Here is a 14112-nt window from a genome sequence, read left to right on the forward strand (position 1 = left end):
AAGTCCCTGGGCTATCTGGTGCCCGCGCTCGCCCACGGGGAGCCCGTCGTCGTGGCGACCGCCACCTTGGCGCTGCAACGTCAGCTGGTCGAGCGCATGGGCCCGGTCATGGCCACCGGCTCGGTCACCCTCGCCCCGCTGACCAGCGGTGGCACGCAGGGGCAGCAGCCGGCCGCCACTCTCCGCTACACCAACACCGGCGATCATCCGCTCACTCTCTCCCTGGCCGTGAACCTGGCCACCGAGGCCGGGCGGGCCATCCCCGACGGGGTGGTCAGCACTGGCTCCAGCACCGTGCAACTGGCGCCCGGTGCCACCGCCGACGTGCCGCTGCGCACCGACGCGACGCACGCGGTCCGCGGCAAGTTCTACGGATACGTCACCGCGAAGTCCGCCGACGGCACCGTGCTCGCCCACACCACCGTCTCCCTCGTGGTGCACGCCCCCCAGCACCGGCTGACCGTGGTCTACCGTGACCGCAACGGCCAGATCAGGCCTGGCTGGCTGGCGAACATCTGGGGCCCCGACGGGTTCGTGGACTACACGGACCGTGACGCGGGAGTGGCCGTCGTGGAGGAGGGCACGTATTACCTCAGCACGGGCTTCTTCGACCGGGCCGATGACGGCGAAGAGCGGGGCAAGATCGTCGACCCCGAGGTGAAGGTCACCAAGGACATGACGGTGACGCTGGACGCTTCGAAGGCCACCGAGGTGCAGATCCGCACGCCTCGCCCTGCGGAGCAGCACGGTGTTCTCAGCACCACGTTCTACCGCCAGATCGACGGGCACGGCCTGGTGGAGGGCTCGCTGTCCTTCGACACCGTCAAGCGGCTCTATGTCAGCCCCACTGCTCCGGTCACCGACGGTACCTTCGAGTTCTCCTCGCGATGGCAGATGACGGCCCCGCAGCTGCGGGCGGAAGTGTCGGGCAGCTCACAGCAGTTCGCCCCGTACTACGAGCCGTACTCCCCGGTCTTCGGGGACCAGGGCGCGCGGCTGACGGCTGTGGCCGCCGGCGTGGCGGCGGCGCCCGACTTCAGCGGGGCGCGCGGCAAGCTGGCCGTCGTTCAGGACGACTGGTCCGACCGATGGGCTGTCGCCAAGGCCGCGGCGGCCGCGGGGGCCAAGGCGCTGCTGCTGGTGGAGCCCGAGGGTTCCTCCGACTGGACCCGCTGGCAGCCGAACGGTGACCGGATGGCCCTGCCCGCCATGCAGACCTCCTTCAAGATCGGGTCGGCTCTGCTGGACCGCATCAAGAACGGCACCACGACGGTGGAGTTCTCCGGCACGGTGCGCAGCCCCTATCTGTACGACGTGATGCAGGTTTCGAAGGGCTCCATTCCCAAGCAGGTGGTCTACACCGTCTCGGACCGCAACACCGCGGAGGTCCGCAGCACGTACACCCGCACCGGTGCCTCGGCCTGGGCGAGCGAGCAGCGTTTCGCCTGGCGGCCGTTCCAGGACACCGCGTGGAACCAGTACAGCCGCTACGTCCCGGTGGGACAGGACCGCGTCGAGTACGTGAGCGCCGGAGACACGTTGTGGCAGCACGTCGTGCACCACAACATCGTCCCCGACGTTGACTTCCCGCTGTCGGCCGGCATGCACGACCTCACGCACACCTACCAGCCCGGCCAGCGCACCACGGAGCGGTGGTTCGGAGCAGTGGTCCGCCCATCGATCCCGCGAGGTAAGGGCCTGTCATCGGTGCGTGACGGCGACACCCTGTCGGTGTTCATTCCCGAGTTCAATGACTCCGGCGCCGGTCACTGGTCGTTCGCGGAGGCCGACCCCTTCGGCGGAATCGGCGGTGGCCCTGGCGTGTCGTCCGTGAACGACACCTCCAAGGCGGAGCTGTACCGCAACGGTGAGCAGATCGCCACGTCCGACAACGGCGCGTGGGGCGACTTCGAGGTGCCCGCGGGCGACGCCGCATACCGGCTGGATCTGACCACGGCCCGTGTCTCGGACGACTGGCACTTCGGCACCGGCACCCACACCTCGTGGACGTTCCGCTCGGACACCGCGGCCGAGACGACTCTGCTGCCGCTGCTCCAGCTCGACTACGACGTGCCGGTCGACGCACAGAACGCGGTGGGACGAGGGCGCACGCACACCCTCGGTCTGACCGTCCGCATGCAGGACGGCATGGCCGCGCCGCGCGGCGTGAAGCTGAAGGTCGAGGCGTCCTACGACGACGGGAAGACCTGGACCACGACCCGCACCGAACAGCAGGACGGCGACGGACAGTTCACCGCAACTGTGGAGCGGCCGTCGAACGTGCACGGCGACGCGTACGTGACGCTGCGGGTGACCGCGACGGACTCCGCCGGCAACAGCGTCCAGCAGACCGTGAACCGCGCGTACCTTCATCGCGGCACCGAGTGAGCCGCAGGCAACGCTGACGCGGATCATCCCGACCGAACCGCGGCGGGTGCCAGGGCCATGCGGTCTCTAGCACCCGCCGCGGTGTGTTTAGCCTCGATCTTGCATGACGGTCCATTGACGGAGTCGGTGGGCCGTTTCGCTTTCCGTGGCTGATGGCGGGCATGCTGGCGGCCGAGTGTCGCGTCGGATGGGCGCCGGGTTCCACTGCTCCGGACTGCGCCGGTCGCCCGGGAGACCCCCCGCCACCGGCACCGTTGCCGTAACCGGCGGAGGAACGCGGTCTGCCGGCCGCCCACGACGCTGGCTGGTGGCGACGGCGGCTGCGGCCGCACTGGTGGCGGCGGCGTGGGCTACCGTTCTCGCCGCGAGTGACCCCGCTGCGCCTTCCCGCACGGTGGCGAAGGCTCTCCCGGCGCGGGACGGGACCGACCCTTACGACGACGGCTGCCGGGCGGATGCCAAACAGCTGGATTGGCAGCCGGTTCAGTGGCCCGACGGGCGAACTTACGGGTCCGTCCTGCTGATGTACTCCCCGGCGTGCAGGGCGGCGTGGGGATACCTGCAGGGACCCGAGTCCCGAACCTGGACCACCCATATCGATGCTCACCGTGACCCGGATCGGGCGTCGGCTCCGTCCCAGTACAGCGGAGATCAGACGCTCCCGGGAAGCTGGGCAACGTCCTGTCCACTGGTCCCGGGTGTGTGTACGTGGAGGCGTACGTGGAACAGAGCGGGCACCTGGGCGCTCGCACTCGTACTGCGTGCATGCAGCCGGCTGCCCCTGACAGTGCCAGTGGAGGATGACGTAGCGTGGCGCGGAGGAGCTAGGCCTGCTTGATGGTGGGACGTCGGACTCGAGGACGACCTTGTCGCCGACCAGGACTCCACCGGGCGCTGTTACGTTGGAAGCTGTTAGGGCAGCGGGGTACCGCCGGTGGCGTTGAGGATCTCCGCGGTGATGAAGCTTGCCCGCGGCGAGGCCAGAAATACGTAGGCTGGTGCTATCTCGGCAGGCTGGGCGGGCCGGCCGAGCGGCGCCTGCTTGCCGAACTCGACGGTGTCGGGCATGGTCGCCGGAATCAGTGGGGTCCACACCGGGCCGGGAGCGACGGCGTTGACGCGGATGCCGTCCTTGGCCACCATTTGCGCGAGCCCCTGGGTGAAGGTCACGATGGCGCCCTTGGTCATGGCGTAATCGAGCAGATGTGGACTCGGCTTGTACGCCTGCACAGAGGTCGAGTTGATGATGGAGCCGCCCGCGTTGATGTGCGGCAGGGCCATCTTGCACAACCAGAACATGCCGTACAGGTTCGTGCGGATGACCCGGTCGAGCTGCTCGGTCGAGATCGACTCGATCCCTTCGGGCTGAGACATCTGGTAGGCCGCGTTGTTGACCAGGATGTCGATGCGCCCAAACTCGGCGACGGCACGTTCCACCAGGCGGCGGCACTGTTCTTCCTCACGGATGTCGCAGGCAACCGCCACTGCTTTGCGGCCCGCGTCCTCGATGAGGCGGGTGGTCTCGGCCGCGTCCCTGCCCTCTTCCGGCAGGTAGGTGAACAGGACGTCGGCTCCTTCGCGGGCGTAGGCAAGGGCAACGGCCCGTCCGATACCGGAGTCACCTCCGGTCACCAATGCCTTGCGGTCCTGGAGCTGTGCGCTGCCCTGGTAGGAGTCCTCGCCGTGGTCAGGTGGCGGGTCCATGGGGCCGGTCCAACCGGGATGCTGCTGGTCCTGCTGGGGGAAGTCTGGGCGGGGATGCTTGCGGGTGGGATCCTCGGTCACGGGGAGTTTCCTCCTTCTGTGTCCGGTATGGCGCGGACGTTCACTGCGCCGTGTGATCCTCCGCCGTGTGCGTAACATGGACACCATCGCTGAGTGCGGCTGGGAAGATGGCGGGGATCACGAGGATCCCGCCCCCTTCTCGCGGTGTGCCGCGAGGGGTCCGGCGGTCCGGCGGCGGTGGCTGGTGTCGCACCACGGGTAGATGCCGCTGCGTCGGCAGGTGCAGAGCGCCACGACGAATCGACTGGACACGGCCACGGTGCCGTCGGCGAGAGTGACCTCCACCGGGCCGGGCACGAGCAGCGGCCCGTCCTGGGTCAGCATGATGTGGCAGGGCCGATCAGGCTTGCTGGGCACGAATGATCACCAGTTCTTCGAGCTCTTCATGCGGAGCGAGAAGCCGACGGTCGCGAAGCCACGCAAGTCGTGACAGCAGGACCGGCCCGAAAGGTGTGTGCATGCGGTCGCTGACGGTGACCCGCAGCCCGGCCCGGGACAACCTTCGCAGGGTCGCGTTGGTTCCGCTCAGTGCGGACTGCACCATCAGCAGGACGCCGCCAGGCCGCAAGGCTTGTGGCACTTCCTCGCAGATACGGTCCAGGATCGCGCGCCCGTCATGGCCGGCGTCCCAGGCATCGCTTGCCTTGATGTGGAGACCGATATCGCGCGCGCGGTGAGTCGATAGCCCCGGGGACGGAACATAGGGCGGGTTGCTGACCACCAGGTCGAACTTCCGGCCCTGTACCGGCGACAGCAGGTCTCCGACGCGAACATTCAGGCTCTGACCCGCCCGCAACGCATTCAGGCGCGCAGTCATCACGGCACCCCAGGTGATATCCGTCGCGGTGACACGGGCGCCCTGTCGTGCCGCGTAAACGGCCAGCGTTCCATTGCCCGTTCCCAGGTCAAGGACGTCCATCCCCGGCCCAGGCCCCTCCCGGCGAAGGGCCCGTGCCAGGAAGAAGGTGTCGGCCTGCGGCGTGTACACCCCTGGCGGAGTCGCGAGCGGCGGCAGCCACGGACATACGACGGTTTCCGCCATCAGGGCACCTCCGTTCCCGGGCCGGAGGGCAGCCCACCACACGGTTTCGCCCACGGGCTCAGATCTCCACCCTGCGCCGCTGCCATGCTCCTCCGCAATCCGTGCACATACGGCTCGTCGGCGGCCACAGCGGGAGAGGCGGCAGGGATCCTGTCAGCGGCGGGATCTGAGGAAGCACCTTGGCGCGATAGACGTCGAAGAAGCCTTGCCTGGTCCTTGCCGATCTGACTGATGTGCAAGAGCGCCGTGTCGACCCGGGCCATTCGCGGTACTCGCGGATGCGGCGGCACAACCCACGGGCGCAGAAGGTGAATCTTCATGACGTCATTGCTGTGCAGGTCGCGCAAAGGCTCCATGACAGGACTCTCGGCGGTGGTCACGGGCGGATCGCGCGGTCTTGGGCTGCTGCTGGCCGAGCAGTTGCTGATCCGCGGCTGCGCGGTCACGATCGCCGCCCGGGACGAAGAGGAGCTCGGCCGCGCGCGGGACTTCCTGACCGGAGGGCGGCCCGGAGCACGAGTACGGGAGGTCCGCTGCGATGTGACTGACCCTGCGGCGGTCGAGTCGCTGATGGCTGGCACAGCCGACGCATACGGCGGGATCGACGTGGTGATCGCGAATGCGGGCATCATCCAGGTCGCGCCGCTGGAGTCGATCGATGCCGACGAGTTCCGGTCGGCCATGGACACCATCTACGTGGGCGCTCTCAACACCTCGCTCGAAGCCCTGCCCTGGCTGCGGCGCAGCCGGGGCGGCGGCCGACTGGCGCTGATTGGCTCGGTCGGCGGACTGCTCGCGGTGCCGCACCTGCTACCGTACTCGTGTGCCAAGTCCGCCGTCGCGGCCCTTGCCGAGGGTCTGCACGCGGAACTGCGGAGCCAGGGCGTGAGTGTGACGGCCGTCCACCCCGGGCTGATGCGGACCGGTTCGCATCTGGCCGCGGAGTTCGGCGGGGACGAGGCCGCGGAGTTCGCGTGGTTCTCGGCGCTCGCGGGCAGCCCTCTGGTGTCGATGGACGCGCGCCGTGCCGCCGACCGCATCGTGACGGCCGTGGAGCGGCGTCGGACCCGCATGGTGCTGACCCCCATGGCGAAGGCAGCCGGTGTCGCCCATGGCGTGGCCCCCGCGCTGACCACCCGGCTGAGCGCGTTGGCCGCCAGGTCGCTGCCCCGCTCTCCGGACCGGGGCGAGGGCCGTGGCCTGCACAAGGGACGGGATGTCGAACCGGGCCCGGACAGGAAGGCGCATCCGGTGGCACGGCGACTGCGCGACTGGGGGAGCGCCCTGAACGATCGGGCGGCCCGTCGGCTGAACCAGTTGCCGTACACCGCGCAGGGCGGCCGGTGACCACGAACCAGTGGTACACGGAGCCCGCCTCCACCGGCGCGGCGCTCCGCCGGTTGCGCGGACCCCTCATCGGGGACTCGGCGTCCCACACGATTCCCGCGACCACCCGCAGATCGGAGACGAGACCCGCGTACATCGCATCCCGGCCCGCCCAAAAGGTGGTCACCGTGACCACACCACGGTCGATCTCCCGACCGAGCCGAGGTACTGCCTGTTCTGCCTGTTCGCGTGCGCTGTCGCGGTGGAGAAGCGTCTTGACCATGCCGTCCTCCTTGGCCTGGAACATTGCATAGGCCTTGGGGGCGTCCTCCAGGGGTGCGTCCACCGGACGGCCGACCGGTCAGGATTTGCCGCGGCCGGTGACGAAGTCTCGGGCCCGGTCGACCAGGCCGGCGCCGGGGGCGAGGAGCTTGTTGGCGGGGGCAGTGTCGGGGGCGGCGGGGTGCGGGCGAGTGGGGGCCAGGGCCTTGGCGCGCCGGACCTTCTCCCCGAGATCGCCGAGCGTCTCGGAGGAGCAGGCCTGCCGCAGCATCGGGAAGAGGTTGTTCTCCTCGTCCTCGACGTGGGCGGCTACCTCTTCCATGAGCTGCTGCAGCAGCGGGCTCATCTGCTCGTCATCGGCCTTTGTCTTCTCCAGCTGTTTGAGGAGTTTCTCGATACGGCTGTGATCGGCGATCTCCTTGTCCGCGATCCGGTCGCCGTCCTCGACGTGCTCGCGTACCGCCGGGTACAGGTACTGCTCCTCGGCGACCAAGTGGCGCACCAGCTCGATGGTGGCCTCGTCGACGAGATCGCGCAGTTCCTGGCCTTCGTTGGTCGTGGATTGGATTCTGGCGAAGATCTCTTCGACCTCCCGGTGGTCGGCCATCAGTTCCTCGATCACATTCCCGCCGTGCCCCATGGTCATCCGCCCTTCGCTTGTCCTGCAGGCCCGTCCGGCCCCTCAGACACTGATCCCCGTCCCAGGGATCCATGAGGGGCCCAACGCACTCGCCTCACCTGAACAGACGCGAATATGCGTCGGAGGTCGCAGGCCAGCAGCCCGAACAGCGACGCAGGAATGGGGCGGCGGCGTGCCGCCGGAAGAGCAGTCCGAGCATCCGTAACGCCGGGCCAGCAGTCATTCCCGGGAGTTGCTGAAGGCAGCGGAGCGGTTGCAGCCCGAGCACGTTCAGCGGCATCGAGCGCCCCCGATGCGAGCGCTGAAGCTAATCCGTGTGCCTGCGCACTGCCCGGCGAGCGGACTTGAAGTGTGCAGGGTCCAACTCGGTGGAGTATGAGGATCATGCAGCGGAAGAGCGAGAGGGTCGGCAGAGATCAACACCACGATGCGGAGGACGCTCTCAACAAGCTTTACACCACGCCGCCGCCCGGCTTCATTTCACGCCGGAAGGAACTGGCGGCTGCCGCCAAGGCAGCAGGCCACGCATCCGTGGTGCAACACCAGCCACCGCCGCCACGGCACGTTCCCGGAGGAAGGCGCCCAGCTGGCCACCGGCCATACTGCGCTGCACCACTCCAGGCGTGGCCTCCTCACGGGAGACGCTCGGGGTCGGCGCACCGGACGTGAAGCCACCCTGAAGCGGCGGGACAGCGCCCCTTGGAACGAGGCCGTGCCCCGAGCCACATATCAGCTTTCGGCGACGACGCGCACGGTTTCCAGCCGTCTGTCGGCCGCGTCCGGCAGGAACATTCCGGCCGTGACTCCCGTGGTCAGGTATTCCAGCACGGGCTCGGTCAGACGCTCACCCGGCAGGACGACAGGGATGCCGGGAGGGTAGGGGGTGATCATCTCGGCGGCAACCCTGCCGCAGGCCTCCGTGACGGGAACGGTCGTATGTCGCGTGAAATAGGCGTCGCGGGGCAGCCGTGCCTGATCCATGCGCAGATCGGCCGGGGACGGGACGGCTACCTGGGGAGCGTCCCGCAGACCGGCGGCGTGGCCGGCCAGGTCGCGCAGGGCCGTGAGGAGGCGTGCGGTGGTCTGCTCGTCGTCAGCGTGGGTGAGCTGGGCGCTGATGCGCCGGTGGTCGAAGAGGTGGACGTCGATGTGATGGTTCTCCCGCAGCCAGTCGGCTGCCCGATAGCCGCTGGTGCCCAGTTCGCTGATGTCCATCACGACCGGCAGGGGGTCGAAGTCCGCGGCACGGCCGGGGCCGCAGAAGTCTGCCGCGTCGTTGACGTGGAAACCGTCGATCGTCTCGATCGCGGTGCGGGTGCGTGCGGCCAGTTCCAAGGCTCGGCCGATGAGGTCGCGGCCTTGCTGGACCATCTGCCGGCGCCAGGCGTCGATGCCGGCGTAGAGCAGGACGTTCGGGCTCGTCGTGCCGAGCAGGTCGGCACGAGAGGCCAGCTCCGCGGGATCGATGAGGTCACCCTGGAGGTGGAACACCGAGCCCTGCTCCAGCCCGCTGCCCATCTTGTGGATGCTGGTCACACAGATGTCGGCGCCCGCGTCCATGGCCCACGACGGCAGACCGTCGTGGAAGGGCAGATGCGCTCCCCACGCCTCGTCCACGATGAGCCGCTTGCCGCGACGGTGACAGGCGTCCGCGATGCCCGTGAGGTCGGCCGCGGCTCCGTATGGGGTCGGGCTGGTGACCAGGGCCCCGTCGGCATCGGGATGCTCCGTGAACGCCTTGTCGTAGGCGGCCGCTGACGGGGGATGGGCGATGTGCCGGGCGGCGTCCCACTGGGGCTCCACCCACACCGGCTCCACACCGGACAGGATGAGCCCGGCGACCACCGACTTGTGCGCGTCGCGCCCGACGAGGAGCCGATGGTGGGGACAGGTCACCGCCAGCATGGCGGCTTTCACCGACAGGGAGCTGCCGCATGTCGAGAAGAACGTGTGGTCGGCGTGTACCGCGTCGGCCATGAGCTCCTCGGCCCGCTCCAGTACGCGGGCACGGGTGAGACGGTCGTCAAGCCCGCCGTTGGCCAGGACGTCGCCGAAGAACACGGCGTCCCCCAGAACGGCCCGGGCGCGGGGGTCCGCGCCGCGCGCCTGCTTGTGCCCCGGCGGCGTGAATCCCAGCTCGTTTGCGTCGTGATAGCGGGCGAGGGCATCGAGGACGGGCGCCTCATCGTGGTTCAGACCCATGTGTGAGCCGTTCCCGAAAACACGGCCGGCATGTCCCGTGGTCCGTCCAGGCGAGTGGTGGACGACGGCCGTGTGCGTCGCAGGGCTGCTTCGGGGAACTCTCCGCAGAACGGACACGACATGAACGGGGCGCGTCAAACCCCGCGCTGTCGGGCGCGCGACATCCGATCGGTTGCACCGTCCGGTCCGTGCGAGTGTTTCGCGATTGCTGGGTACTCGGCCGCGACCCTGCGGCGAAACAATGGCTGAAGTGGTTGGCCAGCGGCGGCAGAAGGAAGCCGTTCCGTGTGCCCGGAACCGACTCGGCGCTCTGCAGCGGCCCAGGATGCCCTACGGCCTGACTCCTGCCTCGGGCTCCTCCTTCCGCCCGCTGCGCAGCAGCCAGGTGGCGCCGCCGACGGCGAGGGCGACCGGCCAGTCCAGAACTCCCGCCACGGCCAGCGCTACAAGTCCTCCGTAGAATGCCAGATCTTCGACGGGCGGATTACCGGGCAGCCGTGCCGTCGCCGCTCGGGCCGTGCTCGTCATCTCCTCCTTGCTGAGATACGGAATCGGCACCGAAGGATGCAGGGTGCGCATGTGCAGGTGCATACCGTGGCCGTTGCCCGCGTGCGTCTCTTGTTGTGGGTACTCAGCTGCCTTGCCCATCACACTCCTCCTTCTGTCGAATGTGATGTGCCCTTTCATTGTCGCGCGCCTCTTGTGGCATATGCGGGTGGAGACGATTGCGCTGGAAACTCGGAAGGAAGCGTACGGGGCCATGATCACTCGCCCCATGGCAGCTCCAGCCCCAAGTCTCGGAGCCGACCTCTCGCCGTTGTCAACTGCACGCCGATGGAAGGGAACTTTGGAGTGGGTGATGGGAGGACTGGGGCCGGTAACAGAGCCAGGACCGCAACGGTAGATGATCCGCTCATGCGCATACGACGAGAGGCCCGCTGGGTCTTATGGGGACTGTGGCTTGCATGTCTAGTGTTCTGCATCTGGTTCTTCGCAGAGGTGATCATGTTGTACATGCAGGCCGAGTCCTGGTGACACAAATACCGTGCCACTCCCGTGCCAGAACGGACGGGGAGTCACGGGTAATCGGGGTTCGCCGGGGGTGTGCCGTCACGCGCCGCCCGAAGTAGGCAATCCCCAGGTCGCGCCCGCGATCGCCCCACCTCGCTCCTAAAGCGGTGCTCTGAGGAGCCGTGGCCACTCGGCGCCTGTCGTGGCTGTCATCATCATTGGATGGCAGGCAGACAGCTACCGGCAGGTTGGACGCTGGAGGAGATCCGCGAGGTCTCTGGCGACAGGCAGGCCACACCTCTCGGCACCGATCCCGTCGTGATGGGCTGGCTGGCGCAAGGCGAGCAGCTCCACCCCGAGATCGTCTTGGGATTCCATGGACTCTGTCTGGTGAAGGCCGTCAACGACGACGACTGGTATATGGGCAGCCTGAACGACGACGGCAGCGTCACCTGCTGGAGCGTCTACGGCGACCTCTACGAGGCACTGCGCGGCCTGTAGCCCGACGGTACCGGCTGGACGGCGCCCGTCTCAGTTTCCGTCTCATTCAGCGCCGTTCATGGCCGTACAGACGAGACCCAAAGCCGTCCCAGCGCCGACGCCCGGCTGCCTATGAACCCAGGTGAACGCCCCCGCATACAGCCGCGGGCCCCACCAACACAGTTGGAAAGCGTGTTGGACGTCCCCGAGGGGCTCTCTGCAGATCCGTGAATCCTCAGCCGGAAGCCGGTGAGCCAGCCGCGGACGCATGCCCTGTGCGCGAGGTGGGCGGCCTGCGGCGAAAGATCTCGGCCACCGCTGTGTTCGCGACCACGATGACCGCCATGGCTACCGCGGCAACGGGATGCCGGACTCCGTACACAGCCGCTGCTCCACCACCCAGCACCACCGCCTTGACAGCGAGCACGAGAGGCAGCGGCGGCCGCAGCCGCGCTTTCGGTGCCGCGAACAATGACCACAGCACCACCGCCAGCAGGGGCGTTCCCACGCCGAGCAGGATACGAAGGGCCTCGTCGTCGCCGACGGCGAATCCCCACCAGCTCAGGCACGCCAGAGCAGCAAGCTCGAGCAGAAACGCCAGGAGTTCGTTGGCGGCATACCAGCGCCGCTCATCTAGCACGACCAACGCGTTAGGCGGTGTTGGCATGGAGTCCTCTCGGCGCCCCGGGACTCCCAGCATGCCAGGGCGGCGACGCGTGGAGTGCGCTTTCACGTAACTGCGGCCAGAGCCCCCGAACAGAGCGAATTAGAGCCTCTGTGGGCCATGTGTGGGCCAGCCGAGGCACTCTCGGTGCGTTGTATGCCGTTTCTGCAGGTCACCGGGCCCAGGGGTAGTGCAACCACAACGCTCTTGAAAATCGTCGTGTCGCGAGCCACCGTGGGTTCAAACGGTCGGTCGCTGGTTCGGGGGGCCGACGCAGACAGGTGCCTCGCGGCCCGGACGATCCCCGTGCCCGAGGCCCGCGTGTCGACACCCGAACCCACAGGTTAAGGTAGGCCGTTTTCCCTCTGCACCCTTGGCCTTCCGCCTGGTTCCGTCGCTCCACCTGCGTCGTTCTACCTGTGCGGCTATCCGCCCACCCCGGAGTCACCGTGCGTCGACCTCTCATCGCACCATTCGCTCTCATCGCCAGCTTGGCGAGCCTTGCCGCCGCGAGCCCGGCGCTAGCCGACACATCCGGCGCCGCCGACCCCGTACGGCCCGTCATATCCGCACTCGGCGGTAACCGGGACGACGACGGTTACCTTGAGTTCCACGCCGTCTCCGACTCCGCGATCGACCCCGCCTCCATCACCGCACAGCTCACACTGCGCGTCTCCGGCGACCGGCCGACGACCACCGTCACCGGCTTCAGCCTCGTATCCGGTTCAGCGCAGGACGGTACCTGGCGCAGCTCCGAGCGCCTGCAACTTGGCGCTCACGGCGTCTACGACGCGGCCGTCGACCTCGCCGACGCCGATGGTGACCATCCGGCCTACCTCGGCCAGGGCGAGCTCCGCTACGAGGACCTGCCGGTCTTCGCCGGCGTCTCGCTGGACCGCACCACGGTGGACTTCGACCACCAGAAGGTCACCGTCACCGGGACGGTCTCCACGTTTGATCCGGCCACCGGCCTGACCAGCCCCGGCTGGACCGAGAGCAAGGTTTACCTCGCGGGAACGCGCGGCTCGGGCCCGTACGAGGTCGCGGCCGACGTCCAGGCCGACGGCAGCTTCACCGCCACCGGCCCCGTCTACAACGGGGTGTACGTGTACGCGGTGCAGCAGGACTCGCACACCGTCGACACGGTCTCGGTGACCGTCACCAAGACGCCCAATCCGACCAGGATCGTCTTCGACAAGGCCAAGGCCACTGCGGTGTACGGCAGTTCTTACACAGTTGGCGGAACCGCCCAGTACCTGAGCAGCACGTCGGGCGCTTGGACGCCGCTCCCCGCCGGCAATCCGGACACCGACGTCCTCCTGCATGGCCCCAACGGCGACCACGCCTACGAGCTCAGCGCCGGCGGCAGGTTCAGCGAGACCCTCGCCACGGTCACCGGCGACACCAGTTGGACAGCCAGCGTCGGGGGCTTCGGCTACCTCCAGCAGGGCAGCGCGCAGGCCGACCTCCACCGCCTCTACTCGTCCAAGCTCGTCTGGACTGACCACACCTTCACCGGAAGCGGCGCCGTCAAGGTCGCCGGCCTCCTCAGCGCCGCGACGGGACCCGTCCCCACCGGGCGTGTCCAGCTCCAGCAGTCGACTGACGGCCACACCGGCTGGACCACCGTGGCGACTGTCGCCCCCGACGCCACCGGCGCCTTCAACACGTGGCACACGATGAGCCACCCCAGCGGCTACCTGCGCCTGTTCTACCCCGGCAGCGCGGACGCCACCGCGGTCACCAGCCCCGTGGTGCACCTGACCCGTGCGGCCACCCGCATCACTGGCTTCAACGCCTCGCCGGAGCCCGTGCGCAAGGGGCGCACCATCACCGTCACCGGAGTGCTGCAGCGCCTGAAAGGTTCGACATGGACCGGCCTGTCCGGGCAGCACGTGAGCGTCTACTTCCGTGCCTACGGCGCCAAGACCCCCGCCTACAGAGCGACGGTGACGACCGACTCCAGCGGCAGGTTCACCGTCCATTTCACCGCCACGCAGGACGGCACCTGGAGCTCCCACTACACGGCCACTAGCCCGTACCTCAACAGCGCGTCAATCGGCGACTACGTCGACGTCCGCTGACACCCGTCCGTCGTCTCAGCCCCGGCCCCACCGCCGGGTGACCTTCCCCTCGTAGCGTGGAGGTGTGACTGAAGGGGAAGTTGAGGGTCATGGGTGGGAAGCGACGGTCGTATGACGCGCCGTTTCGTGAGGGTGCGGTACGGATCGTGATGGAGACCGGGAAACCGGCCGCGGAGGTTGCGCGGGACCTGGGCGTGCACGAGGGCAC

At 68.3% G+C, this 14112-nt stretch carries 12 protein-coding genes and 1 pseudogene; 6 read left to right on the top strand and 7 right to left on the bottom strand.

Annotated elements, in window-relative coordinates:
• Positions 1–2388, top strand: a pseudogene (locus tag ACWDA7_RS42675) (peptidase S8); the annotation flags it as partial.
• 187 nt (positions 2389–2575) lie between these two features.
• Positions 2576–3226: a DUF2690 domain-containing protein gene (locus tag ACWDA7_RS42680; RefSeq protein WP_450612214.1), complete on the top strand. Its 651-nt coding sequence runs from the start codon at positions 2576–2578 to the stop codon at positions 3224–3226.
• Positions 3227–3300: 74 nt separating this feature from the next.
• Here the strand turns inward: ACWDA7_RS42680 and ACWDA7_RS42685 are convergent, their stop codons facing one another.
• The 3 genes from ACWDA7_RS42685 to ACWDA7_RS42695 all read right to left on the bottom strand — a co-directional run bounded on the left by ACWDA7_RS42685 (position 3301) and on the right by ACWDA7_RS42695 (position 5215).
• Positions 3301–4173, bottom strand: coding sequence for an SDR family oxidoreductase (locus tag ACWDA7_RS42685; RefSeq protein ID WP_450612216.1), 873 nt, complete (start codon positions 4171–4173; stop codon positions 3301–3303).
• A 117-nt stretch (positions 4174–4290) separates the two neighbouring features.
• Complete coding sequence (locus ACWDA7_RS42690) at positions 4291–4530, bottom strand: CDGSH iron-sulfur domain-containing protein (RefSeq protein WP_450612217.1); 240 nt, start codon at positions 4528–4530, stop codon at positions 4291–4293.
• Complete coding sequence (locus tag ACWDA7_RS42695) at positions 4514–5215, bottom strand: HemK2/MTQ2 family protein methyltransferase (protein WP_450612219.1); 702 nt, start codon at positions 5213–5215, stop codon at positions 4514–4516. Before ACWDA7_RS42695 ends, ACWDA7_RS42690 begins: the two co-directional genes overlap by 17 nt.
• A gap of 354 nt (positions 5216–5569) precedes the next feature.
• On the opposite strand from ACWDA7_RS42695, the gene ACWDA7_RS42700 reads away from it, so the two are divergent.
• Positions 5570–6562, top strand: coding sequence for an SDR family NAD(P)-dependent oxidoreductase (locus ACWDA7_RS42700; protein WP_450612220.1), 993 nt, complete (start codon positions 5570–5572; stop codon positions 6560–6562).
• A 340-nt stretch (positions 6563–6902) separates the two neighbouring features.
• On the opposite strand, the gene ACWDA7_RS42705 is transcribed toward ACWDA7_RS42700, so the two are convergent.
• The 3 genes from ACWDA7_RS42705 to ACWDA7_RS42715 all read right to left on the bottom strand — a co-directional run bounded on the left by ACWDA7_RS42705 (position 6903) and on the right by ACWDA7_RS42715 (position 10313).
• Positions 6903–7463, bottom strand: a complete 561-nt coding sequence (locus ACWDA7_RS42705) for a hemerythrin domain-containing protein (RefSeq protein ID WP_450612231.1) — start codon at positions 7461–7463, stop codon at positions 6903–6905.
• Between the two features lie 729 nt (positions 7464–8192).
• Positions 8193–9665: an aminotransferase class I/II-fold pyridoxal phosphate-dependent enzyme gene (locus tag ACWDA7_RS42710; protein ID WP_450612222.1), complete on the bottom strand. Its 1473-nt coding sequence runs from the start codon at positions 9663–9665 to the stop codon at positions 8193–8195.
• Between the two features lie 330 nt (positions 9666–9995).
• Positions 9996–10313 carry a hypothetical protein gene (locus tag ACWDA7_RS42715; protein ID WP_450612224.1) on the bottom strand — a complete coding sequence of 106 codons (318 nt, stop codon included), beginning with the start codon at positions 10311–10313 and terminating at the stop codon, positions 9996–9998.
• A gap of 585 nt (positions 10314–10898) precedes the next feature.
• Between ACWDA7_RS42715 and ACWDA7_RS42720 the strand changes: the two genes are divergently transcribed.
• On the top strand, positions 10899–11177 hold the full coding sequence (locus ACWDA7_RS42720; RefSeq protein WP_450612226.1) for a hypothetical protein: 279 nt from the start codon (positions 10899–10901) through the stop codon (positions 11175–11177).
• Between the two features lie 214 nt (positions 11178–11391).
• Here ACWDA7_RS42720 and ACWDA7_RS42725 read toward each other — a convergent pair whose 3' ends face one another.
• Positions 11392–11823: a YrdB family protein gene (locus ACWDA7_RS42725; RefSeq protein ID WP_450612228.1), complete on the bottom strand. Its 432-nt coding sequence runs from the start codon at positions 11821–11823 to the stop codon at positions 11392–11394.
• A gap of 488 nt (positions 11824–12311) precedes the next feature.
• On the opposite strand from ACWDA7_RS42725, the gene ACWDA7_RS42730 reads away from it, so the two are divergent.
• Both ACWDA7_RS42730 and ACWDA7_RS42735 read left to right on the top strand, forming a co-directional pair.
• Positions 12312–13904: a hypothetical protein gene (locus ACWDA7_RS42730; RefSeq protein WP_450612229.1), complete on the top strand. Its 1593-nt coding sequence runs from the start codon at positions 12312–12314 to the stop codon at positions 13902–13904.
• A gap of 89 nt (positions 13905–13993) precedes the next feature.
• Positions 13994–14112 (top strand): transposase (locus ACWDA7_RS42735; RefSeq protein ID WP_450611394.1); only part of this gene is annotated, 119 nt, incomplete at its 3' end.

The sequence above is a fragment of the Streptomyces sp. NPDC001156 genome (assembly GCF_053598275.1).